Consider the following 23,305-nt stretch of genomic DNA (forward strand, 5'->3'; position numbering starts at 1 on the left):
CCGTACGCCCGCAGGAAGGCCATCTCCATCGTCCAGCCGCCCGTAGAAGTGCGGGGGCGCCCACACTGTACGATCGAAACGACAAAACCGGCTGAAGCCGGTTTTTTTATGGTCGTCCACCAGATCGCCTTTTTCCGCTCTTCGCTTACTTAAGAAAATATTGCTTGCCGGGGTGACCTCCATGTCGCACGGTCTGCTTTCGATCTCCGCTTCACTAAGAATATGGTACCATGAAATTCAAGCGGGCGGAAACACCATTTAGTTCTCGGTAGCTATTCCTTACCGCCGTAATAAAAGAAAAGCTCCGCCGACCATCAAAAGAATACCGATGACCTTTCCTACGGTCAAGGGGACCGTATCCTGATTGAAAAGGCCAAAATGGTCAATTAAATAGGCCGTCAACAGCTGGAAAAAGATAATGCCGGTGGTGGCATTCCCCGCCCCGATCCTGGAGATCGCCACCGCTACTCCGTAAATGATGGCGACCCCAATGGGCCCGCCCAGCCAGTAATAATAGGGGATCTCGCCCGCGGCCTTGAGGAAAGCCCCCCCCTTTGGCCATCAGAAGGAGAAGACCGCCCACCGTCAAAGTACCGAGCAGTTGGACACTGAAGGTCGCCGGTATTAATCCCAACTTTTCCCCTAAATAGGAATTCAAACAACCTTGGACGGCCATCAACGCCCCGGCCAGACCCGCAACCAACAAAAAAACAATCGACACGTGCCTCCACCTCTCTTGTCGACGGTTGCCTTTATTTTCCCCGCGCCGGCCGGGGCATATCCCGGGGCAGACCATGAATAAGATGGAAGAGAAAAGGGGGAGGAAGATTGGGCCTGGTTTTATTCGCCGCTTTCCTCGGTTTTTTGGTTGGGGTGAGTGGTGCCGGTTTAGGCGGGGTCGTGGCCGGACTGTGTCCGACCGTCACCCGGCGACAACAGAGTTTACTGATGGGATCCTCCGGCGGTATTATGCTCGGCGTCGTCATTTGGGATCTCTTCCCGGAAGCCTGGAGCCTTAGTCCGGTGCACACTATAACCGGCACAATCGCCGGCGCCCTTTTCCTGCTGATCCTCCGCCAACTTGACCAAGAAACCACCGCCCCTACCGCCGAAGCCCGTTTTACGAAAACCGGCCGCTTGTTGGGTTTCGGGATCGCCCTGCATAATTTCCCCGAAGGGTTGGCCGTAGGCACCGTTTTCGTTCACGAGCCCTTCTCGGCGCTTTGGTGGCGACTTTCCCTGCTCATGGCGCTGCACAATATTCCGGAAGGAATTGCGGTCGCCACCACCTTACGGTTGGGCAAAACCAAGTGGTGGCCGATCGTCCGGACTTTATTCTGGGCCGAAGTCCCTATGGCGGTCGGTGCTCTCCTCGGCGGCCTGCTCGGCCAGATCGCCACCCCCTGGTCCGCCACGGCTTTAGGTTTTGCCGGTGGGGCTATGCTCACCCTCGTTCTGGTGGAAATGATTCCCCTCGCCACCCGGCTGGCCGGTTGGCCGTCGGCCTTAACCGGTCTTGCCCTGGGCGCCGCTGGCGCCCGCCTCCTGATCCTCTTCCTTGCCTCCCGAGTATAAAAAAACATGAGGCGGGAAAACTTAAAAAAAAGGAGGGACGATAAGATTGCCGAATATGAATAATCGAGTAAAGGTAAAATGCTACGTGGACAGCTGTCACTACTGGGATCAGAATAACATCTGTGTCGCGGACACCATTGAGGTTGACAACCAACGGTTCAACCCGGATATGGAGATCGGAACGCTGGGTGGAGGTCATAACGAAGCCGACACCTCGAAGGCCACCTACTGCCGGACCTTCAAACCCAAAAACATGTGAAACCTGCACCGTCTGTCCCAAAGACAGACGGTTTTTTCGTTTATAGTTTTCTCCGGAAAGGCGGGAGGGATGAATAATGTCAACCCACACCCAATGGCGGACGCTTACGGAAGTCAACAACCCCTTGGAAGCCGATCTGATCAAAAGCCTCCTGGCTGGTGCCGGCATCAGGTGTTTCATTCCCGATCGCAATTTAAATCAGATTTACGGTGGTGCCTTCGGCCTCAAGATCCAAGTCCCAGCCGACGACTTACCCCAGGCCAAAGCCCTCTTAACGGCCTCGCCCTTCAACCACGAACCGGACAACCCGTGCCAAAAGTAAACAGTTGTTTATATAATTATACATAATATTTGCATAAAAATTATTGATCCGCCGGTCTTTATTTTATATAATTAGAATCGTAACGACAAAGGAGGTCTTAACGATGACGATTGCCAAAGTAGTACTAGCTTATTCGGGCGGGCTTGATACCTCGGTTATTATTCCCTGGTTAAAGGAGAATTACGGGTGCGAAGTAATTGCTTTTGCCGCCGATGTCGGCCAAGGTGAAGAGCTGGCACCCCTCCGGGAAAAAGCACTGCAATCCGGGGCCAGTAAGATTTACATCGAGGACCTGCGCCACGAATTTGTGACCGAATACATTTTCCCAATGCTAAAAGCCGGCGCCATCTATGAAGGCAAGTATCTTTTGGGAACCTCAATTGCCCGGCCGGTGATCGCCAAAAAACAAGTGGAGATTGCCGAAAAAGAAGGGGCGGATGCCGTCGCCCACGGCTGCACCGGAAAGGGCAATGACCAGGTCCGGTTCGAATTGACCTTCCGCTCCCTTAACCCAAAACTGAAAGTGATCGCCCCCTGGCGGGAATGGTCCATCCGCTCGCGGCAGGACGCCATTGACTATGCCGCCAAAAAGGGAATTCCCGTTCCCGTCACAAAAGAAAAACCCTACTCCATGGACAGTAACCTTTGGCACATCAGTTATGAAGGGGGCGTTTTGGAAGACCCCTGGCAACCGCCGGACGAAGAGATGTTCCGCTTGACCGTGGCCCCGGAAAAGGCCCCCGACGCCCCGGAAGAGATTACGATCGAGTTTGAACAGGGGATCCCGGTGGCCGTCAACGGCCAATCCTATTCACCCGTGGCCTTGATTGAACACCTCAACCAGCTCGGCGGAAAACACGGGATCGGCCGGATTGACATTGTGGAAAACCGTTTGGTCGGCATGAAATCGCGGGGTGTTTACGAAACGCCCGGCGGCACCATCCTTTACCTTGCCCACCGGGAACTGGAGTACTTAACATTGGAACGCGATACACTGCACTTTAAGGCACATCTCAGCCAAAAATACGCCGAGCTGGTCTACTATGGCCAGTGGTTCTCACCCCTTCGCGAGGCCTTGGATGCCTTTGTTGACAAGACGCAAGAACGAGTGACCGGCACCGTCCGCCTGAAACTGTGGAAGGGCCATTGCCTCCCGGTCGGGCGGAAATCCCCGTATAGTCTTTACCGGCAAGACCTGGCCACCTTCGAGGAAGACAGTGTTTATAACCAGAAAGACGCCGAAGGTTTCATCAAGCTGTTCGGCCTTCCCCAACAGGTCTGGCATATGGTCAAAAAGGACTAGTCCCCGGGCGAATGGGGTGTTTCTCCCGGTGCCCCCGGTGACACTCTTCATTTCTCCCTTTCATATAATACTTTAAAGAAAGCGCTTCTTGTACAACCACCGCAAGGAGAAAGGGGGATTAAAGTGGGGACCGGGACCAAAGGCGTTCGCCTGATCGTCAATAAAGACTGGACGCCGGAGACCATTTCCACGCTGGGCAGCGGTTTTTTTTACCACTTATCCTACCCTGTCGAAGAAATTGAGCCTGAACTCCTTGCCGACATCAGGAATGCGCTCCTCCCACCGGGAACGGAAATGGAGATTCTCTTCCACAAAAACGGCGAGCTACGCCGTGTCGCCCTGGCGGAATTGGGCTCGATCATCGATTTTAACACGTTTATTCGGCTAGAATTTCGCTTGATGCACACCTTGCCGTCGCTGAAGGAAGTCCGCTCTTCAGCGCCGAACGGTTATCTTCTCTACTATTACCATAAATGAAAAACCCATCCTTCACGGGTGGGTTTTTTATTGGCCATTTTACCTGAAGGAGATTGGTTTGGCTTGTCGAAGAAAGATTCGATAACCCCATTCCGAGGTGGTTACCTTGTTGATCGCCAAAAAACTCACCAAAATCTACAACAACGGCGTCGTGGCCCTGGATCAGGTTTCTCTCATCGTGCAAAAGGGCGAGTTCGTTTTTCTGGTCGGTCCCAGCGGGGCCGGAAAAACCACCTTCCTGAACCTGGTCATCCGCCAGGAGGTCCCCACTTCCGGCCTGATCTCCGTCAACCAGCAGAACTTGGCTTATCTCAAAAAAAAGGAGATCGCCTTCCTTCGGCGGAATATCGGCGTGATCTTTCAGGATTATAAACTGTTACCGCAAAAAACGGTCTATGAAAACGTCGCCTTTGCCCTGGAAGTAATTGAAGCCAAACCCCGGATGATTAAACCCCGGGTGTATGAAGTCTTGGAACTGGTTGGCCTCTTAAACAAGGCCAATCTTTTCCCGTCGGAATTATCCGGCGGTGAACAACAACGGGTCTGTTTAGCCCGGGCGCTGGTCAACCGGCCCCTCTTGTTACTGGCCGACGAGCCCACCGGAAACCTCGACCCCGATACCTCCTGGGGGATTATGGAGCTGCTCCGGGAGGTCAACCGGCGCGGGACCACCATTGTGATGGCCACCCATAACCGGGAGATCGTGGATCAGATGCGCCGGCGGGTCATCGCCTTAGACCGGGGAAAACTGGTTCGGGATACGCCCAAAGGAGGTTACACCCTTGAAACCTAGAACCTTTTTTTATTTTCTCCGCGAAGCCCTGCGCGGCTTGGTCCGCAATCGCGTCATGACCTTAACCGCCTTGGGGATCATCACCATCGGGCTTTTCCTCTTTGGGCTGTTTTTTCTCCTCACGGCCAATCTCCACCATTTGACCGATCTGGCCTGGGAAGGAATTGAACTGCGCGTTTTTTTGGAGCCAAACGTGACGAATCCGGAGAAGATCGGTGCGGAACTGGCCGCCCTCCCGGGGGTGAAGAGTGTTAAATATGTCTCCAAAGCCGAAGGGGCCGCGGCACTTGAAAAAATGCTCGGTAACCAGAACCTTTTCCTTGATGGGGAAAACCCCCTGCCGGCGGCTTTCAACCTCTCCGTCCAGGAAACGGCGGACCTGCCAACACTGGCGCGCTTGGCAGCAGCCGTCCCCGGGGTGGAAGAAGTCGTCTTTAAGCAGGACTTTGTAAAGTTTCTGGAGATCGTGATCCGTTTGATTATGGTCTTCGGCTTTGCCCTCCTCTTTCTGACCGCTTTTGCCGTCTTATATATCGTTGTCAACACGATCCAACTGACGGTTTACGCCCGCCGCCAAGAGATTGAGATTATGAAGTTGGTCGGCGCGACCGACTCCTTTGTGCGCTGGCCTTTCATCTTGGAGGGAATTATCCTGGGGTTACTCGGCGCTGGTGTGGCGCTCCTGATTTTAAGGGAGGGTTACTCCTTCCTGGTCCAAAAGATCCAACACTATCGCCGTTTTCTTCCCCTTTTGTCCGGACCGGAGCTTGAATTAAAACTAACGGCCGTCCTTCTGGGCATGGGGCTTTTCTTTGGCGGCCTTGGCAGCCACCTTTCCCTGAAAAGACACCTCAAAGTTTAAGTTATAACGGCCCGGCTCTCCTCATATGCTCTTAGAGAACCAAAGGCAGATGAGGATAAAGGAGACGAAGGCCGTGACGAACAGATTTGATCTGCCCCGCCGGCCGGCAATCCGGTTGCTCGTGTTTTTTTTATTGGTAACCACTTTTTTCGGGTTTGGTTTTGCCTTAACCCAGGATAAATACAGGGATCTGGGCCTGGCTTGCCAAGTGATTCCGCTGTTGAAGTTAAAATATTACGAGCCCCTGAGCCTTTCCCGTTTGGTCCTGACTTATCTGCAAACCGGCAATGTTCCTGCCCTGTTGGCCAGTTTGGGCGATCCTTATACCAAATACCTGGCGGCGGAAGAATACCACCGGTTACTGGAGGAGAATAAAGGTGTTTACGGCGGAATCGGCCTCTATCTCGAGTATACCGACGGACAATTGATCGTTTTTAAAACAATCAACAACTCCCCGGCGGCCCGGGCTGGTTTGCAACCGGGCGACCGGATTACGGCGATTAACCACCAACCAACGGCCGGCCTGACAAAAGAAGCCGCCGTCGGTGCCATTTTAGGCCCTCCCGGAACGACCGTGGTCTTGACGGTCCAACGGGGCGGTGTCCTGCCCGCGAAGGATATTACTTTAACCAGGGCGTTAATCGACCCTTCCATTGAGTGGGAGATCCGGTCCGATCCGCAAATCGGCAAGGTCGGCTGGATCACGCTTACCCAGTTTACCGAGGAAACCGGAAAGGACTTGGGGCGGGCTTTGCGGATCTTCACCCGGGAACAGGTGGCCGGGATTGTTTTGGATCTGCGTTATAACCCCGGCGGTTTGCTCCTTTCCGCCCTGGAGGTCGCCAGCCAGTTTCTCCCCCGGGCGGAAACGATTCCCCTCGTGTCCCTGCAATACCGGAACCAAACCACCGAGCATTTTTACGCTTATCCCAATCCCCACCCGTCCTTTCCGCTGGTCGTGCTGATCAACGAGTGGAGTGCCAGCTCATCGGAGATCGTCGCCAGTGCGATCCAACACTTAAAAGCCGGGGTGCTGGTTGGCAACACCACTTTCGGTAAAGGTCTGGTCCAGGATGTGATCCCCCTCCGGGGGGGGTGGTGCCCTCTACCTGACGGTGGCCCGTTACTTAACGGCCGGCGGCTATTCCATCCACCGGACCGGCGTGGAACCCGACGTCCGCGTGACTCTCCCGTCCACCCCCCGGGCGGCCACAGAAGAAAATGACCTTGCCCTGTTGCAAACGGTCGATCGCCTCCAGACCGATACCGCGCTGCAGATTCTGAAGCAGTTGATCATCGCCCGCCGCCGACCGGCCGCCTAGTTGGAAACAAGTTGACACTCGCGAGAGGGAGTGTTCCGCATGACCCCGCAACTCCAAACCAACCTTCCGTTGTCACCGCGGCGGTCTTTCCGCCACCGCCTTTTGCCGCTTCTGCTGATCGCAGCCCTGGCCGGTCAGTACCTGCTCTGGTCGGCCGTGATCCCACCCGTTGTTGCCCCTCGGTCTTCCCAGCCCGACTCCGGGTTGGCCGGACTAAAGCCCGGCTTCACCCCCACCGTCCAGTGGTTACTGTCCATGGGGCGGCCGGAGCCCTTCATCCCCCGCCGCCCGGAACCACCGGCGCCCCGGCCGGAAACGCCGGTCCAGCCCCGGGCACGCGTCGCGATCATCATCGATGATCTCGGCTTTGTCCAGGAAGCAACGGAAGCTTTTTGGGAACTGGAGATCCCCTTGACCTTTGCCGTTTTGCCCTGGGGCCGCTATTCGGAGCCCCATGCCCGGGAAGCAATCAGGCGGAAGCAGGAGGTCATCCTTCATTTACCACTGGAACCCCTCGATCCCCAAACCGACCCGGGCCCGGGGGTACTGCGGACCGATTTTACGCCCGAACAATTACGCCGGCAGATCCGGGCCAACTTGGCCGCCGTCCCGGGGATTACCGGGGTAAATAACCACATGGGTTCGAAAGGGACACAAGACCGGCGGTTAATGCAGATTTTAATGGCGGAGTTGAAAAAGGCGGGTTTATTCTTTGTAGACAGCCGGACCATTCACACCTCCGTCGCCGCCACCGTTGCCCGCGAATACGGCGTGCCCACCGCCGTCCGCGATGTTTTTCTGGACGGGTCCGGTTTAGAAACCTTCCCGGTTCAGATCGACCTTTTGATCGAAAAAGCCCTCGCCCAGGGAGCGGCCATCGGGATCGCCCACACCCGCCCCGGCGTGGCCGCCGCCCTGAAAGAGGCGATTCCCCGCTTTGAGGCCGCCGGGATTGAGTTGGTCCATGTCTCCGTGCTTGTTAAGTAAGTTTAACCTCCCGGAAGAGGATTTCCTCCTTTTGTGTCGAACACGAATGTATGTTCGACATTTCTTTTTTTACCCTTGCCATTTGGCTTGCCCTTTGTTATACTAGCTTTTATGTAAACGCTGATGTATGGAGTTGATTCGATGTCCGGATTCAAGCTCGTCTCCCCTTTCCAGCTCCGCGGCGACCAACCGCAGGCGGTCGAACAGTTGACCGCGGGGCTCGAAGCCGGGATGCGCCACCAGGTTTTGCTGGGCGTGACCGGATCCGGAAAGACGTTTACCATGGCCAATGTGATCGCCCGGGTCAACCGGCCCACCTTGGTCATTGCCCATAACAAAACCCTGGCCGCCCAGTTATACAGCGAGTTCAAGGAGTTTTTCCCGGAGAACGCCGTCCATTACTTCGTCAGTTATTACGACTACTACCAACCGGAAGCCTACATCCCCCAGTCCGATACCTATATTGAAAAAGATGCCAGCATCAACCAGGAGATCGACCGGCTGCGCCATGCTTCCACCTCCGCCCTCTTTGAACGGCGGGATGTTTTAATTGTGGCCAGCGTCTCCTGCATCTACGGCCTGGGCTCCCCCGAGGACTACCAGGGCATGACCCTCTCCTTAAAACACGGGGACACCCGGAACCGTGACAAGATCCTCCGCCGCCTGGTGGGGATCCAATACACCCGCAACGACGTGGGCTTCACCCGTGGCACCTTCCGGGTGCGCGGGGATGTGATCGAAATTTTCCCGGTCTATGGTGAAACCGTTGTCCGGATCGAACTCTTCGGGGATGAAATCGACCGGATCTTCGAAGTCGATCCTTTAACTGGGGAAATTTTGGGCGAGAAAGAACAGATCACCATCTACCCGGGCACCCACTACGTGACCAGTGAAGAAAAGCTGAAAGCGGCGATCCGCTCGATCGAAGCCGAACTCGAAACGGAGCTTACCCGGCTGCGGGCGGCCGGCAAACTTTTGGAAGCCCAAAGGTTGGAGCAACGGACCCGCTTTGACCTGGAGATGCTGCAAGAAGTCGGTTACTGCCAGGGGATTGAGAACTATTCCCGCCATTTAACCGGACGGCAACCGGGCGAACCCCCGGCCACCCTTCTGGATTATTTCCCCGACGACTTTTTGCTCTTTATTGACGAGTCCCACGTGACCATCCCCCAACTGCGGGCGATGTACGCCGGGGACCGTTCACGCAAAGAAACCTTGGTGCAATACGGTTTTCGCCTGCCTTCCGCCCTGGATAACCGCCCGCTCCGTTTTGAAGAGTTTGAACAAGCCGTTAACCAAGTAATCTACGTGTCGGCCACCCCGGCCGCCTACGAACTGGAAAAAGCTTCCCAAGTAGTTGAACAGGTCATTCGCCCCACCGGACTCTTGGATCCGGAGGTGGAAGTCCGCCCGGTGAAAGGACAGATCGATGACCTGATGGAAGAGATCCGCCAGCGGGTGGACCGCCAGGAGCGGGTTTTGGTCATCACTTTAACCAAACGGATGGCCGAAGATTTAACCGAATACTTGGAAGAGGCCGGTTTTCGCGTGAAATATCTCCACTCCGAAATCCACACCATCGACCGGGTTCAGATCCTGCGCGATCTCCGGCTGGGGAAATTCGATGTCCTCGTCGGGATCAACCTATTACGGGAGGGACTTGATCTTCCCGAAGTGACGCTGGTGGCCATCCTGGACGCGGACAAGGAAGGTTTTCTCCGTTCGGAGACCACTTTGATCCAGATCATCGGCCGGGCCGCCCGTCATGTGGCCGGGAAGGTGATCATGTATGCCGACCAGATAACCGACTCGATGGCCCGGGCCATCCAGGAAACCAACCGGCGCCGCACCAAACAGATCCGTTATAACGAAGAGCACAACATCACGCCCGCATCGGTCCAGAAAGCGGTGCGCGATCTGATCAACCTGGAACAGGTGGCTGAAGAGAAAGTGGCCTACCGGACCAAACAACAGAAAATGACCCGGGCCGAAGTGGAGGAGATCATTAACCGGTTAGAAACGGAGATGTTGGCGGCGGCCGAGCGGCTGGAATTTGAGACCGCGGCCCAATTACGGGACGAACTGAAGGAATGGCAGAAATTACTGGAGGAATGAACCACGATGAAAAAAGACTGGATCACCATTCGCGGCGCGCGTGTCCACAACCTGAAAAATATCGATCTCGAGATTCCCCGGAACCAGCTGGTGGTAATGACCGGGATCTCCGGTTCGGGCAAATCTTCCTTGGCCTTTGACACCATTTACGCGGAAGGCCAACGGCGTTACGTGGAATCGCTCTCCGCCTACGCCCGGCAGTTCCTTGGGCAAATGGAAAAGCCCGATGTGGACTACATCGAAGGCCTTTCCCCGGCGATCTCCATCGACCAGAAGACAACCTCACGGAACCCCCGTTCCACCGTGGGCACGGTCACCGAAATCTACGACTATCTCCGCTTGTTGTTTGCCCGGATTGGGCAGCCCTTCTGCCCCACGTGCGGCTGTCCCATTACCAAGCAGACCGTGGAGCAGATCGTCGACCAAGTCATGACCCTGCCGGCCGAAACCAGATTTCATGTCCTGGCCCCGATCGTCCGGGGGCGGAAGGGCGAGTACACCAAGGTTTTTTCCGACTTGAAAAAAGAGGGGTTTGTCCGGGTCCGGGTGGACGGCGAGATTTATAACCTGGACGACGAGATCACCCTTAGCCGGTACCAACAACACTGGATCGAAGTGGTCGTGGACCGGCTCATTCTCCGGCCCGGGATCGAACAGCGGCTGGCCGATTCGATCGAACTGGCCCTCAATATGGCCAAAGGCCTGGTGATTATTGCTCCCCTGGCAGGCGAAGAAACACTTTACAGCGCCAATTTTGCCTGTCCCCAATGCGGGTTCAGTTTTGAGGAGATTACCCCGCGGATGTTCTCCTTTAACTCGCCCTACGGGGCCTGTCCCGACTGTGACGGGTTGGGTTTTAAACAGGAGATTGACCCCGAAAAAATTCTGGATAAAAACCGTTCCATCAGAGAAGGGGCGGTTCTGCCCTGGAGCGCCAATGAGAGTTCCTGGTCCCTCCAGTATCTGCTCAGTGTCGCCCGCTATTACGGCCTGGACCCGGATCAGCCCTTGAAAGAAGCCACGCCAAGCCAGATCAAGGCCATCCTTTACGGCTCCGGCCGGGAAAAGATCCCCGTTGTTTATCAAAGTAACAACGGCCGTCAGTGGCGGCAACAGATCCGGTTCGAAGGGATTATTAACAACCTAAGCCGCCGCTACCGGACGACTGAGTCGGAGGCGATCCGGCAAGAATTTGAGGAACGTTTCATGACCATGCGCCCCTGCAGCAGCTGCCAAGGTGCCCGTCTCCGGCCGGAAAGTCTGGCCGTCAAGATCGGTTCATATAACATCAGCCAGGTAACGGCCTTTTCGATCGCCAAAGCCCGGCAGTTTTTTGCCTCGCTTCAACTCTCCGAGAAGGAGCAACTCATCGCCAGGCAGATTTTGAAAGAAATCGATAAACGCCTTGGGTTCCTGGTCGATGTCGGCCTCGACTATCTGACTCTTGACCGGGCCGCCGGCTCCCTTTCGGGCGGCGAAGCCCAACGGATCCGGCTGGCCACCCAGATCGGCTCTTCCCTGGTGGGGGTTTTGTACATTCTGGATGAACCCAGCATTGGTCTGCACCAGCGGGATAACCGCCGCCTGATTAATGCCCTCTTGAATCTACGCGACTTGGGCAACACTTTGATCGTGGTCGAACATGACGAAGAGATGATGCGGGCCGCCGATTACCTGATCGACATCGGCCCCGGAGCCGGGGCCCACGGCGGCGAAGTGGTCGCCGCCGGTGATCTGCAGGCCATCACCAGTTGCTCCCGCTCGGTGACCGGTGCTTACCTATCGGGCCGGCGCCAGATCCCCGTTCCGGCCTTACGCCGTCCTGGTAACGGCAAGTATTTAACGATCAAAGGGGCCCGGGAGCATAATTTGAAGAATATCGATGTGGCCATCCCCTTAGGTTGTTTCGTTGCCGTGACCGGGGTTTCGGGCTCCGGCAAAAGCACTTTGATCAATGATATCCTTTATCCGGTCCTCGCCCGCGAACTGAACCGGGCGACCATCATCCATCCCGGTGCCCACGACCGGGTTGAAGGCCTTGAACACCTCGACAAGGTGATCAACATTGACCAGTCGCCGATCGGCCGCACACCCCGCTCGAATCCGGCCACCTATACCGGGGTCTTCGATGAGATCCGGGCCGTCTTTGCCGAAACCCCCGAGGCCAAATTACGCGGGTATAAACCCGGGCGTTTTTCTTTTAATGTCAAAGGCGGCCGTTGCGAAGCCTGCTCCGGCGACGGGATCATCCGCATCGAGATGCACTTCCTGCCCGATGTCTACGTACCCTGTGAAGTTTGTAAGGGGAAACGGTACAACCGGGAGACCCTTGAGGTTAAATACCGGGGCAAAACTATCGCCGATATTCTGGAAATGCCCGTTGAGGAAGCGCTGGAGTTTTTTGCCAACCACCCCCGGATCCAGCGGCGCCTCCAGACCTTGTACGATGTGGGGTTAGGCTATATGAAGCTGGGACAACCGGCCACCACTCTCTCGGGGGGCGAAGCCCAACGGGTCAAACTGGCCACTGAATTGGCGAAGCGCAGTAACGGCCGGACCTTTTATATTCTGGACGAACCCACCACCGGTCTGCACTTTGCCGATGTGGAAAAGCTCCTGGAGATCTTGCAACGCTTGGTCGACAGTGGCAACACCGTCCTGGTGATCGAGCACAACCTCGAGGTGATTAAGACCGCCGATTACCTGATCGATCTTGGTCCGGAGGGTGGCGACCAGGGCGGTCAGGTCATCGCTCTCGGTACTCCGGAAGAAGTGGCCAACAACCCCGCCTCATACACCGGCGAAGTCCTCCGGCCGGTGCTGGGCCTGGTACCGGTGGGAAAAGAGGCTTAAACCGCCGGAGTCCCGAACAATACCTTAAAACCATTATGAAAAGAAAAATGAACGCACCAGCAAGCCCTCTTAAAAGCTACGTGGTGCGTTTTTTGTGATACGTTTTTTCTTTTTCTTTTTTAGGTAAGGCCAATCAACCGCCCACCGGTTTGACCTATATTTCTTTCCGGTAGATCCGGTAGGTCCGGTAGAGCCGGCCGCCCGCTCCCTCCACCGACCGGATGGATTCCTTGTTCATCTCGGCAATGGCCGACCCTTCGCCATAGGTATAGCCTTTCTTGCGCGCGGCCACCATTAAGCGGTGGTAGATTGCACTGTTCACCGCCTTGTTCCGGAACTTCGGGACGACAAACTGGATAAAGACCCGGGCCCCGGTGATCCGCCGCTTATACCAGAGATATTTTGCCCAACCAAAGGGGAACAACCGGCCGTTCAGCCGTTTCAAGACCTGGTTATAGTCGGGTAAACCAACAACAAAACCAATGGGTTCCGTCCCGGCGCGGGCGATGTAGACCAGATCCGCATCCATAAACTGGACCAAGGCCTGGAATTCAGAGCGGATCTCTTCCAGCGAGGGCGGGGTTAAATGCTCCCAGGTGGCGGGCATGGCCAAGTCAAGGATTGTTTTAATATCCCGGATTTCCCGCTCCAGTTGTTTCCGGTCAAAACGGTCGATCCGGAACTTGTATTTGCGCATCGCGTAAGAGACCACCCGGTCGAACCGTTCGGTATCCAAACTCGCCACATCCAGATAAAAGGCGAAGAGATCCATATCCTTGCTGAACCCATAGGCTTCAAAAAAACTCTCGTAATAGGGGGGATTATAAGAATTCATCAACACCGGCGGTCCGTCAAACCCCTGGATTAAAATTCCCCGGTTATCATCGCCGTTGGTCGGGGAGACCGGCCCGACGATACTGGTCAGGCCCCGCGCGCGCAACCACCGGCTGGCCGCGTCAAATAAGGCGAAGGCCACTTCCTGGTCATCGACCGCTTCAAAAAGGCTCAGATAACCTTCGGCTTTTTTCTTCTCCGCGTTCAGTTTTCGGTTAACACCGACCAAGATCCGCCCAACCACTTTCTCCCCGTCCTGGGCCAGAAAGAAAGTATGTTCCCCGTTCGCCAGGAGGGGGTTGTTCTTCCCTTGCAAGGTACGGAGCTGTTGCCCGCGGAGGGGCGGTACCCAGTTGGGATCGTTTTTATAGATCGTCCACGGCAGCGCAATAAATTTTTTCAATCCCTTAACGTCATGCACTTCTTTAATTTGCAGCATTTTTCTTCTCCCATCTTATCGTGGCATCAGCAACCAAGCAACCGCAAAGCCCAAGTAATTACCGATGGCATATCCCACCAAACCACAGGTTAATCCCGGTACGATCACCTCACGGTTCTGTAGACGTTCGGCGACCGGACCGATAAAGGCCGGTCCAAAGATCCCCGCGGTGGAGGTAATAATCATGGTATCCGTATCAATCCGGAAGATCCACGCGAGAATTAAATGGATCATAATGGCGGTCGTCATGACAAAGGCGGTGTACAGAAAGATTCCCGAAGAAGATCTTAAGATCTCCTGGAAATTGATGTTAGTCCCCAGGGTCAACGAAAAGACAAGGATAAAATACTGCCCTGCTTCGTAAGTACCCTTAATTTCCCGGATCCGCCGGTGAAAGGAGGCGGCTACACCGAGGGTAGTGAGGATTAACATGATAATGCTGACATCAAACCCGCCGGTGAGCAGGAGGGAGAGGCCAACGCTAATCCCCACACAGATCAAGGATAGCAGCACGGCAAAGCCCAATTCGACTTTGGATCCTTCTTCCGCCGTCGCCGCTAAAGCCGGTTCTGCAAACGGGGAAGAAAATGGTTGTAGCACCTTACTGATTAACCATTTGGCCCCGGTTATTAAAAATAAGAAATAGAGTCCGCCCATGATTGCATCGGCGGTGTTGGTTAAGATCAAAGTCTCTTCCCGCACCCGTAATCCCAGGCCAATGGCCATCAAATTAGGGGTTCCGCCCGTGTACACACCTACCAGCATCCCTGAAATTTTCCAGTATTCCGGAACCCAAGAAAATAAGAGGGCGGCAAGAACAGCACTGACAATCGCACTAATCGCCACCAGGACGAAGGAGAGTACTGTCTTCCGCGCCAGCTTTAACCAACGTTTAATATCGGTCGAAAAAAGGATTAGCGGAATAGCGATTGGCACTGCGACCTCGGCCAAGGACAACGCCAATTGTTTGTCGATCGGTACTAAACTTTGGTTACCAAGAACCATCCCCACCAGATAACAAAGGAGAATCGGACTGAGAAACTCCAGTTTTTTTGAGCTTCGCACCCCTTTGGTGATTAAAAGCGGTGTAATAAAGTAAAAGATAATTTCGATAACTTTCACAACATCGCCTCTTTTCTCTCTTTTCCTGAGTCCAAGGCCAGTAACTAGATTTTACAATTACCGTTCTTTGTTTGTCAAGGTAACCGAAGGGGATAAACATGGCAACAAAAAGCACCCGCCTTTACTTCCCGATCTCAATTAGGTATAATCTATTCAGCCCTGCCCGGCCAAGAAAGGAAGGATAATCGTGATCAAACACCTCCTTTTTGATTTGGACGGAACACTACTCCCTATTGACCTGGATTTTTTCTTCCGGGATTATCTTTCAGCCCTCAGCGCCCGGTTTGCCGCCACCGTTGAACCACGGGCCTTTCAAGAAAAATTGTTGGCCAGTACCATGGCAATGATCCAAAACAATGATCCGCGTCTGACCAATGAAGAAGTCTTTTGGCAGGACTTCCCGGCCCGGATCGGCTTGTCCCGCTCCTTTTTGGAACCAATCTTCCGTGACTTTTATGCGCAGGAGTACCGCGCCCTGGGCAACAACCTGCCACCGGCCGGCCCGGTCCGAAACCTTTTGACCTCCGCTTTGATGCAAGGTTTTAGCATTACCATCGCCACCAACCCAATCTTTCCCCGCTATGCGCTTATCGAACGTTTATCCTGGATCAACTGCCACGATCTCCCTTATCGGTTGGTGACGTCCATGGAGCAGATGCATTTCTGTAAGCCCAATCCCAATTACTACCGGGAAATTTTGGACCTCCTCGGGGCCAAAGCCGGGGAGTGTCTGATGATCGGGAATGATGAGGAAGAAGATATGATCGCGGCCCGCCTGGGAATCAAGACCTGTTTAGTCACCGACCGGCTGATCAGAAGGGAAAAGACCGAAATTAAGCCCGACTACACTTGCCGCCTGGCCGAGCTTCCCTCAATCATCATGGCGTTAAGGCCACCGCGCACCTAAAATTGAATCAAAAACAAAAACCCCTTGTGGAGCAAGGGGTTTCTGTCTTTCATAACAATAGACCGCGATACATTTGCCTGTTTAGAAAGCGGGGACAATATCTCCGCTGTAATTCTCCAGAAGATAGGCCTTTACCTCCGGGCTGTTCAAAGCCTGGGCCAGCTTTTGCAGGGCCTGATTATTCCGGTCCGCGGTCCGCACCGCCAGCACATTCGCATAAGGCGATTCCGCACCTTCGATAAACAAGGCATCCCGGGTCGGAACCAGGCCGGCCGGCAGCGCATAGTTGGTATTGATCACCGCCAGATCAACCTCGGGAAGAACCCGTGGCAACTGAGCGGCTTCCAAGGCCCTGACCTGTATGTTTTTCGGATTCTTCACAATGTCAAACTCGGTGGCAAGCAGACCAACGCCGGCCTTGAGTTCAATCAAGTTCGCTTGTTGCAGTAACATCAATGCCCGTCCGCAGTTGGTCGGATCATTCGGCACCGCCACCACTGCGCGGTTCCGCAACTGTTCCAGCTTGGTTATTTTTTTGGAGTAGACGCCCATCGGTTCGATGTGCACCTTCGCAATATAAGTCAAGTCCAACCGGTGATCCTTGGCAAACTGTTCAAGATAGGGAATGTGCTGGAAAAAGTTGGCGTCGAGCTCCCCTTCGGCCAGGGCCAGATTGGGTTGGACGTAGTCTTGAAACTCGATGATCCGGAGTTGAATTCCTTCCGCCGCCAACATCGGTTTCACGACCTCCAGAATCTCCGCATGGGGCGTGGGAGAAGCACCCACTTTCAATTCGACTGTTTCCGCCGCGAACGCTTGACTGACCATGATCACAAGTAGGAGTAATAGCCCAACCAGAAAATGTTTTTTGCCCATCAGAAAATCCACCTCCATTTAATTTTTTTATCAACTGATCAACGGTGGTTTAACCGGCTGGCCAACCATCCGCCGAAAGACTGAATGCTCTGCACCATCGCCACCAGGACCAAGACGGTGATGATCATGATATCGCCCCGGAAACGCTGGTAACCATAACGAATCGCCAAGTCGCCCAGGCCACCACCGCCTACCGCCCCGGCCATTGCCGAATAACTGATTAAACTGACCGCCACCATCGTCACCCCTAAAACCAGCCCGGGAATGGCCTCCGGAATAAGCACCTTGGTAATGATCTGCCGCGTGGAAGCCCCCATGGCTTGGGCCGCCTCGATCACACCCCAGTCCACCTCCAAAAGGGCCGTCTCGACGACCCGGGCCATGAACGGGATCGCGCTGACCGTCAGCGGAACAATCGCACCGGTGGTGCCGATTGAGGTCCCCACCAGCCAGCGGGTAAAGGGGATAATCGCCACCAACAAAATGATAAAGGGCAAAGACCGGCCCACGTTGATTACGACCGAAAGCGTCCGGTGGACGAGGGGCAGCGGTTTAATGTGCCGCGGTCCGGTGATCACCAGCAAAATCCCAAGGGGAATGCCGAAGAGGGCGGAGAGGACTAAAGCCACCCCTACCATATATACGGTCTCGATGGTTGCATTAAGAATCTGGGCCCACACCAGCAAGCACCTCCAATTTTAACCCCTGCGCGGTCAGATACTCAAGTGCCCTTTCTACTTTGGCCTCGTCGCCGGTTATTTCCACAATAAGCGAACCAAAGGGCATGTTTTTAATAAAATCCAGATTCGCATAGAGGATATTGACATCCACCTGGAACTGGCGGATCACCGACGAGATGATCGGCTTACCCGCCACACCGCCGATGAAAGAGATCCGGACGGTTTTGCCGGGCCGCTCCCGCGAACCTTCGGCGGTCATCCGCTCCTGAATCTCCGGCGGAATCTCAGTATGCAAAACTCCCTTCATAAACCGCCGGGCCGCCGCCGATCGGGGGCGGGCAAACAGTTCAACTACTGAACCCTGTTCCACGATGCGCCCGTCATCAATGACGGCAACCGTATCGCAGATCTCCTTGATGACTTCCATCTGGTGGGTAATGAGGACAATCGTCAAGCCAAAACGGCGGTTTACATCCTGCAGCAACCGTAAAATGGATTTGGTCGTGTCCGGATCCAAAGCGGAGGTTGCCTCATCACAGAGGAGAACTTCCGGGTTGCTGGCCAAGGCCCGTGCGATCCCCACCCGCTGTTTTTGGCCACCACTAAGCTCTGAAGGGTAGGCGTTTATTTTATCGGAGAGCCCGACAAGGTCAAGCAAGGAACGGACCCTTTCATCCCGCTCTTTCGGTTTAACTCCGCTGATCTCCAAGGGAAAAGCGACGTTTCGGTAGACCGTCCGGGAAGAAAGGAGATTAAAGTGTTGAAAGATCATGCCGATTTTCCGCCGGGCCTCCCGCAGTTCTTTCCCCTTTAAGTTAGTGATCTCCTGCCCGGCCAACCGGATGGTTCCGGATTGTGGTTCTTCCAACTTATTAATACAGCGGATCAAGGTACTCTTCCCCGCTCCGCTCAACCCGATAATCCCAAAGATCTCTCCCTTTTTAATCTGTAAACTGACATCTGCCAAGGCAACAACACGTTTTTCGCCCTGTCCGTAAATTTTCGTTACTTTTTCAAGTTCGATCATTACTGATGACATCTGGGACCTCCTCTTCGGGTGCGGCCACCTTTTTCCATTTTTAAAATAGCCCCCTGGACTAGGGGGTAACGAAGAAAGGAGAAAAGAAGAATAACTATACATCGAAGTTAGAGTTTATTTTACCTTATTAGGTTAACACTGTCAATAAAATCAGGCTTAAAACCAACTCTTCCCCTGGCCGGCTATTTCCTGACTACCCCGAATACAAGTACAGGAAAAAAGCCCTCTCCTTTTCGGACCGGCCTGAACAAAACAAACGTTGAATAATCATGAAATTTATGATAGCTTTAGAATAATTGAAGTAAAGGAGTTAAGTAGATGAAGACAATTATCATTACGGACAGCGGATGTCATTTGCCGGCAAACTACATTGAGGAATACGAGATAGAGGTCTTCCCCTTTTCCATCCTGCTCAATGAGGCCAGTTACTTGGATGGCGTCACCATCACCACCCAACAAATTTACCAAGCAATGCGGGACGGACAAACACCCACCACGGCACAGGTCAACCCGATGATCATGAAAGAAACCTTCCTCAACCACGCGCGGAAAGGCAACCGTTGCCTTTATATTGCTTTTTCCGGTGCCATGTCCGGTACTTACCAGACCAGCCTCATGGTGGCAGAAGAGGTTAAACAGCTCTACCCCGATTTTGACCTGGATATTATCGACAGCAAAGGCGGAGCCCTCGCCACCGGCCTGGTCGTTCTGCGGGCGGCCGAAATGGCACAAAAAGGTAAAAATAAAGAAGAGATTGTGCGGTTTGTACAGAACCAAACCGCCCACATGGAACACATCTTTACCGTGGATAATCTGGATGCCCTCTACCGTGGGGGACGACTCAGCCGGACTGGCCGTTTAATGGGGAACATTCTTAATATAAAACCCGTCCTCCACGTGGAGAACGGGCGGATCGGACTTCTGCAGTTAGTCCGGGGCAAAAAACGGGCCCTGGAAAAAATTATAGCGGTAATGGAAGCACGTTGTGCAAAGGATAAATCCCAGATCATTGGGATCTGCCATGCCGATGATTTGGAAACCGCCTTCCAACTTAAAACCATGATTGAAGGAAAATTCGGCTTTGACCAATTTATTATTGATTTAATCGGCGGTGTCCTCGGCGTTCACATTGGCATCGGCGGAGTTGGCGTTTTCTTTGCCAATAAGGTCTTCAGTCCAACCTAGTCGATGGGTTCCTCCTCATCGGGAATATATTTCCGCATGATTTGGATTAACTTCTGGGCGTAACGCGGATCTTCCGCATAGCCGGCCTGTTGGATCCGCCAGGCAAAAGCCTCCGGATCTTCCGCCACGGCCATTGCCTGTTGGTAACGGGGATTCTCCGTTATTAACCGGGCATAATCTTCGAAAGATTCTTCGTAATTGTGGTAAGCCCGGAAATTAAAGACCCTTCTGACCGGTCGTCCGTTGATATACTGTATGTCGTAGGCCTTGACGGTCCCGGCCGGACCTTCTCCTTTAATGTTAAAAAGGTTGAAAGAGTTCCGGCCGGTTTCCAGGTCGGTCACGGGTTTTCTTAGCCACCCGGTCTCCAGGGCCGCCTGGGCAAGGATCACCCGCCAGTGGATGCCGAAAACCGCATGGATCGTTTTCGCGTAAGGTTTTAACGTCGCAACAAATTCTTCCGGAGTCATACCCTTTCCTCCCTTGTGATGCGTTGGCCTAAACCATTTGCTGTATTATATGTCCCCCCGTCTTTATTTTCATAAAGGGTAAAGGCACAAAATGGGCGGCGTGGTATGATCTCCCTTATTCATCCTCAGCGTTAGCCCTTACTTCCCTGATCACCACATTATCCACATAATATTCGACGCCGGACCCGGGCCCTTCCGTGTATAACTCAAGGGTTTTTAAGATCCCGTCAACTTGCAGTTCGTACTGGCCACTAACCAAGGTCCACTCCTCATCATTCACCGTCTCCGAACCGACCCATGTATAGTTATCACCACGGTCATCGGTCCGTTTGATGCTGACCCGTCCCGCGTCGTGCATCTTGTTCTTCAGTTTGATCCAGGCGTTAATCTCATAGGTCCGGCCCGGCTTCATAATGGCGCTTAGGTCTTGGGCGATTCCCTGCCAACTATCCGTCCGGTTGGTAATCAGGGCGCAGTAGGTTCCGGTATGGGCGGTCTCAGCGGTAACGGTTATCTTACTTGGCCCGCCGAAATTAAACCACCCCTCCAGTGTTCCGGTTTCAAATCCCGGGTTAACCAGGAGGGAAGGTTCGCCTCCCCAGCAAAGGCGTTCATTAACGTATCCCGTAACCGCTGGCCAGTCAACCATCCCCTCCGGATTCGGCTGGAACGAATAATCATTTTCTTGCCGGTAGACCCCATCCTGACAGGAGATTACAACCCCGAGTTCGATTTGCGCCTCCGGCTCCAGGCTTCCGGCTTCCTCCGTAAAGCCTATTTCCAAGTAATAATCGGCATCCGGTGTTATCGCCGGCATCGGGACCAAGCGACCCTTCACCACCGCAGCGGGGAGGGAACCGCCGGTGTAGCTGAATTCCTGTGGTCCAGCGGTATCCCGGGTGTAATAATAACGGACCTGAACCGTAGCCAGATTTACAGGGACGCGGCCGTTGTTTACGATTGTGAAACGCGTCTTTATCTGGTTCGTATTCAAATTTTCGAGTTCATTCTCCATTTGTACCTTGATTTGACCAGACGGTAGCTTTGCCGGAGCTTTAAACTCCAACCAGGCCACCCGACAAGCGGCCCCTTCATCCCAGGGGGTAAACACCAAATAAAAATCATTTACCCCGCGCACCTGTTCGGTCGGGAGGGAGATGATTTGCCAAGCACTTTGACTGGCGGTGGCTTCATCCAACACCGAGTACCTGGCCAGCGGCAAGCCCAAATCCGGGCTGTGTAACTTTAACTCCAACTTACCCCGGCCAGTGAACGCCACCTTCAGTTCGCAAGTGGCCGTCCCCAGGCCAAAGTTGAAATTCTGATAAGCCACATAAGCCTTCGGGTCGTTTAGAACAATAATGTTTTCGCCAGCGGGAGTTGTCTCCAGCTTTATTCCGGCCTGGTCGCTAAAGGTTCCCGCCGCAATCGGGGAGAAAATCTCCCGGATGCTTAACACACCCGGCAACTCATGGGTGTCTGGAATAAAAGTGGTGACGCTTTTCGCTTTTAACGCCGCTGTAAAGACGCCATTGGCGACAGGGAGCGGTGTGAGTTTTGTCAGATCTTCCGTCTCCGAAGTCCGGTAGGGGATCACTCCTTTGGTCGCGGGGAAGCCTTTTAAAACAAACTGAACCGTCCGCTCCCGTTCCCCATTGTTGATCGCAACCAGGGCGAACCGGTCGCTTTCTTTATCTTTAAATGCAGTCACAAAGATATTGGGTGCCGGATTACTATCTGTACCGAGCCGTACATCACCGGGCCGGACAAAACGGCTGTAGTTGCCTATGGTATAAAGCCGTTTAAAGGTGGTAAAGGTTTGAAAGGCCGGATCCAGGTGAATTAATGCTTCCCCCGGTTTATACGCCGCCAACCACCAAAACAACCAGGCATTGACTTCCGTTATGGTAAGATGATCGTGGAGCAACTTCGCGTACTTTAGTCCATCATCAATTGAACCATCATTATACCCGATATTCGAGACTTCTGTCTGCCAGATAGCCTTCTGGTGGCTTTTGGCTACCGGAAAAGGAAGGGCCATAAAATCATAGGCGTGGGCGGCAATGATATCCACTCCTTTACAAGCTTCGGGATCGTCCAGCGTGGCCAAGGCGTAGCTTTCCGTAAAATTCATGGTCTCCGGGATCATCACTTTAACATTGATCCCTTCCCGCTTTAAGGTGGGAGTTAGATGATTCTTGATGAAGTCTCTCAGTTGCAGACCAGTCCAGCGGCAAGAAGAGTAGTCCGTGGTTAAATCCGGCTCATTGGCGGGGGAAATGGCATAAATTTCGATCTGATGATGCTCCTGATATCCCCGGACGTAATGGGCTAAGTATTCGGCAAAAGCTTGATATTTATCCGGTCGCAACTCGCCGCCTTGAATAACACTGTTATTCGTTTTCATCCAAGCGGGCGGGCTCCAGGCCGTACTGACAAATCTGGTGCATCCGCGCCGCGCCGCCTCTCTCATCAGCCAGATTTGGTCCTCATCCCCGGACCAGTTCCAGACCCCTTCCACCGGCTGGATACTTGGGGTCGGGCCATCAATCTCCTCACCCCAATCACCCCCGTCACCGATGATGTTCCGCACAATGCTGAGGCCAATCCCTTTCTCCTGCGAAAAAAGCAGATCCAGAATGAGCTCCCGGTCCCTTTCCGGATAGGACCATAAATTGGCGGCTTGATGAAAAGCACCGGATCCCCCAAAACCTTCGATCTCCTGTTTTTCATCCTGCCAATCTACCGTACAGGTGGGGAGCGCTGCCCAACTACTGCCGGCCAAGATCAAGATCATGAAGAGAAAAAACATGAGCACAGGAAAACATGTTTTCTTCATCATTCTTAATTTCATGATCTTCCCTCCCTTACTTGTTTATAGATAT

The 23,305-nt window shown here is 53.9% G+C and carries 22 protein-coding genes and 1 pseudogene; 14 read left to right on the forward strand and 9 right to left on the reverse strand.

Translation table 11 applies throughout. The annotated features are described in order from the left end of the window. Window positions 1–279 precede the first annotated feature (279 nt). Both G5B42_RS12140 and G5B42_RS12340 read right to left on the reverse strand, forming a co-directional pair. Window positions 280–522 carry a DMT family transporter gene (locus G5B42_RS12140; RefSeq protein ID WP_407926904.1) on the reverse strand — a complete coding sequence of 81 codons (243 nt, stop codon included), beginning with the start codon at window positions 520–522 and terminating at the stop codon, window positions 280–282. Between the two features lie 25 nt (window positions 523–547). Next, a pseudogene (locus G5B42_RS12340) lies at window positions 548–796 on the reverse strand (DMT family transporter); the annotation flags it as partial. Between the two features lie 32 nt (window positions 797–828). On the opposite strand from G5B42_RS12340, the gene G5B42_RS06460 reads away from it, so the two are divergent. From G5B42_RS06460 to uvrA, 12 genes are all read left to right on the forward strand, one after another. Continuing rightward, complete coding sequence (locus G5B42_RS06460; protein ID WP_181339636.1) at window positions 829–1,575, forward strand: ZIP family metal transporter; 747 nt, start codon at window positions 829–831, stop codon at window positions 1,573–1,575. 55 nt (window positions 1,576–1,630) lie between these two features. After that, window positions 1,631–1,834, forward strand: coding sequence for a DUF1540 domain-containing protein (locus G5B42_RS06465; protein ID WP_231133309.1), 204 nt, complete (start codon window positions 1,631–1,633; stop codon window positions 1,832–1,834). Between the two features lie 76 nt (window positions 1,835–1,910). Next, window positions 1,911–2,156, forward strand: coding sequence for a putative signal transducing protein (locus G5B42_RS06470; protein ID WP_181339638.1), 246 nt, complete (start codon window positions 1,911–1,913; stop codon window positions 2,154–2,156). Between the two features lie 103 nt (window positions 2,157–2,259). Further along, entirely contained in the window at window positions 2,260–3,459 is a 1,200-nt protein-coding gene (locus tag G5B42_RS06475) for an argininosuccinate synthase (RefSeq protein ID WP_181339639.1), read from the forward strand. A 123-nt stretch (window positions 3,460–3,582) separates the two neighbouring features. Continuing rightward, complete coding sequence (locus G5B42_RS06480) at window positions 3,583–3,936, forward strand: hypothetical protein (RefSeq protein WP_181339640.1); 354 nt, start codon at window positions 3,583–3,585, stop codon at window positions 3,934–3,936. 106 nt (window positions 3,937–4,042) lie between these two features. Further along, window positions 4,043–4,729, forward strand: coding sequence for a cell division ATP-binding protein FtsE (ftsE, locus tag G5B42_RS06485; protein ID WP_181339641.1), 687 nt, complete (start codon window positions 4,043–4,045; stop codon window positions 4,727–4,729). Continuing rightward, window positions 4,719–5,591 carry a permease-like cell division protein FtsX gene (gene ftsX / locus G5B42_RS06490; RefSeq protein ID WP_181339642.1) on the forward strand — a complete coding sequence of 291 codons (873 nt, stop codon included), beginning with the start codon at window positions 4,719–4,721 and terminating at the stop codon, window positions 5,589–5,591. Before ftsE ends, ftsX begins: the two co-directional genes overlap by 11 nt. A gap of 73 nt (window positions 5,592–5,664) precedes the next feature. Further along, entirely contained in the window at window positions 5,665–6,816 is a 1,152-nt protein-coding gene (locus G5B42_RS06495; protein ID WP_181339643.1) for a S41 family peptidase, read from the forward strand. Continuing rightward, window positions 6,773–6,913 (forward strand): hypothetical protein, encoded by a 141-nt coding sequence (locus G5B42_RS06500; RefSeq protein ID WP_181339644.1) that lies wholly within the window; start codon window positions 6,773–6,775, stop codon window positions 6,911–6,913. Before G5B42_RS06495 ends, G5B42_RS06500 begins: the two co-directional genes overlap by 44 nt. 39 nt (window positions 6,914–6,952) lie before the next feature. Further along, a complete protein-coding gene (locus G5B42_RS06505) occupies window positions 6,953–7,900 on the forward strand; it encodes a divergent polysaccharide deacetylase family protein (protein WP_181339645.1) in 948 nt (315 codons plus the stop codon). Between the two features lie 141 nt (window positions 7,901–8,041). Then, the gene (gene uvrB, locus G5B42_RS06510; RefSeq protein WP_181339646.1) at window positions 8,042–10,015 is read left to right on the forward strand and encodes an excinuclease ABC subunit UvrB; all 1,974 of its coding nucleotides are present in this window, start codon (window positions 8,042–8,044) and stop codon (window positions 10,013–10,015) included. 6 nt (window positions 10,016–10,021) lie between these two features. Then, window positions 10,022–12,868 carry an excinuclease ABC subunit UvrA gene (uvrA, locus tag G5B42_RS06515; protein ID WP_181339647.1) on the forward strand — a complete coding sequence of 949 codons (2,847 nt, stop codon included), beginning with the start codon at window positions 10,022–10,024 and terminating at the stop codon, window positions 12,866–12,868. 154 nt (window positions 12,869–13,022) lie between these two features. On the opposite strand, the gene G5B42_RS06520 is transcribed toward uvrA, so the two are convergent. Both G5B42_RS06520 and G5B42_RS06525 read right to left on the reverse strand, forming a co-directional pair. Continuing rightward, complete coding sequence (locus G5B42_RS06520) at window positions 13,023–14,141, reverse strand: N-acetyltransferase (RefSeq protein WP_181339648.1); 1,119 nt, start codon at window positions 14,139–14,141, stop codon at window positions 13,023–13,025. 15 nt (window positions 14,142–14,156) lie between these two features. Then, complete coding sequence (locus tag G5B42_RS06525; protein WP_181339649.1) at window positions 14,157–15,263, reverse strand: DUF819 family protein; 1,107 nt, start codon at window positions 15,261–15,263, stop codon at window positions 14,157–14,159. 187 nt (window positions 15,264–15,450) lie between these two features. Between G5B42_RS06525 and G5B42_RS06530 the strand changes: the two genes are divergently transcribed. Continuing rightward, the gene (locus G5B42_RS06530) at window positions 15,451–16,170 is read left to right on the forward strand and encodes an HAD family hydrolase (RefSeq protein WP_331274063.1); all 720 of its coding nucleotides are present in this window, start codon (window positions 15,451–15,453) and stop codon (window positions 16,168–16,170) included. Between the two features lie 81 nt (window positions 16,171–16,251). Here the strand turns inward: G5B42_RS06530 and G5B42_RS06535 are convergent, their stop codons facing one another. From G5B42_RS06535 to G5B42_RS06545, 3 genes are all read right to left on the reverse strand, one after another. Further along, window positions 16,252–16,998: a MetQ/NlpA family ABC transporter substrate-binding protein gene (locus G5B42_RS06535; protein ID WP_231133311.1), complete on the reverse strand. Its 747-nt coding sequence runs from the start codon at window positions 16,996–16,998 to the stop codon at window positions 16,252–16,254. An 86-nt stretch (window positions 16,999–17,084) separates the two neighbouring features. Continuing rightward, the gene (locus G5B42_RS06540) at window positions 17,085–17,684 is read right to left on the reverse strand and encodes a methionine ABC transporter permease (protein ID WP_181339695.1); all 600 of its coding nucleotides are present in this window, start codon (window positions 17,682–17,684) and stop codon (window positions 17,085–17,087) included. A 22-nt stretch (window positions 17,685–17,706) separates the two neighbouring features. After that, the gene (locus G5B42_RS06545) at window positions 17,707–18,753 is read right to left on the reverse strand and encodes a methionine ABC transporter ATP-binding protein (protein WP_181339694.1); all 1,047 of its coding nucleotides are present in this window, start codon (window positions 18,751–18,753) and stop codon (window positions 17,707–17,709) included. 330 nt (window positions 18,754–19,083) lie between these two features. On the opposite strand from G5B42_RS06545, the gene G5B42_RS06550 reads away from it, so the two are divergent. After that, a complete protein-coding gene (locus G5B42_RS06550; protein WP_181339651.1) occupies window positions 19,084–19,950 on the forward strand; it encodes a DegV family protein in 867 nt (288 codons plus the stop codon). On the opposite strand, the gene G5B42_RS06555 is transcribed toward G5B42_RS06550, so the two are convergent. Together G5B42_RS06555 and G5B42_RS06560 are read right to left on the reverse strand one after the other, a co-directional pair. Next, complete coding sequence (locus tag G5B42_RS06555; protein ID WP_181339652.1) at window positions 19,947–20,420, reverse strand: glycoside hydrolase family 73 protein; 474 nt, start codon at window positions 20,418–20,420, stop codon at window positions 19,947–19,949. The two genes, G5B42_RS06550 and G5B42_RS06555, sit on opposite strands and share 4 nt — an antisense overlap. Window positions 20,421–20,535: 115 nt before the next feature. Next, the gene (locus G5B42_RS06560; protein WP_181339653.1) at window positions 20,536–23,274 is read right to left on the reverse strand and encodes a carbohydrate binding domain-containing protein; all 2,739 of its coding nucleotides are present in this window, start codon (window positions 23,272–23,274) and stop codon (window positions 20,536–20,538) included. Between the last annotated feature and the right edge of the window lie 31 nt (window positions 23,275–23,305).

It is taken from the genome of Capillibacterium thermochitinicola (assembly GCF_013664685.1).
GTDB classification, from domain to species: Bacteria; Bacillota; UBA4882; order UBA10575; family UBA10575; genus Capillibacterium; species Capillibacterium thermochitinicola.

Excerpts from the sequence above, each read along its gene's own strand:
- G5B42_RS06465 (WP_231133309.1), top strand. The coding sequence starts at position 1,631 with ATGAATAATCGAGTAAAGGTAAAATGCTACGTGGACAGCTGTCACTAC.
- G5B42_RS06470 (WP_181339638.1), top strand. The coding sequence starts at position 1,911 with ATGTCAACCCACACCCAATGGCGGACGCTTACGGAAGTCAACAACCCC.
- G5B42_RS06475 (WP_181339639.1), top strand. The coding sequence starts at position 2,260 with ATGACGATTGCCAAAGTAGTACTAGCTTATTCGGGCGGGCTTGATACC.
- G5B42_RS06505 (WP_181339645.1), top strand. The coding sequence starts at position 6,953 with ATGACCCCGCAACTCCAAACCAACCTTCCGTTGTCACCGCGGCGGTCT.
- uvrB (WP_181339646.1), top strand. The coding sequence starts at position 8,042 with ATGTCCGGATTCAAGCTCGTCTCCCCTTTCCAGCTCCGCGGCGACCAA.
- uvrA (WP_181339647.1), top strand. The coding sequence starts at position 10,022 with ATGAAAAAAGACTGGATCACCATTCGCGGCGCGCGTGTCCACAACCTG.
- G5B42_RS06520 (WP_181339648.1), bottom strand. The coding sequence starts at position 14,141 with ATGCTGCAAATTAAAGAAGTGCATGACGTTAAGGGATTGAAAAAATTT.
- G5B42_RS06535 (WP_231133311.1), bottom strand. The coding sequence starts at position 16,998 with ATGGTCAGTCAAGCGTTCGCGGCGGAAACAGTCGAATTGAAAGTGGGT.
- G5B42_RS06540 (WP_181339695.1), bottom strand. The coding sequence starts at position 17,684 with ATGGTAGGGGTGGCTTTAGTCCTCTCCGCCCTCTTCGGCATTCCCCTT.
- G5B42_RS06545 (WP_181339694.1), bottom strand. The coding sequence starts at position 18,753 with ATGATCGAACTTGAAAAAGTAACGAAAATTTACGGACAGGGCGAAAAA.
- G5B42_RS06550 (WP_181339651.1), top strand. The coding sequence starts at position 19,084 with ATGAAGACAATTATCATTACGGACAGCGGATGTCATTTGCCGGCAAAC.
- G5B42_RS06555 (WP_181339652.1), bottom strand. The coding sequence starts at position 20,420 with ATGACTCCGGAAGAATTTGTTGCGACGTTAAAACCTTACGCGAAAACG.
- G5B42_RS06560 (WP_181339653.1), bottom strand. The coding sequence starts at position 23,274 with ATGAAATTAAGAATGATGAAGAAAACATGTTTTCCTGTGCTCATGTTT.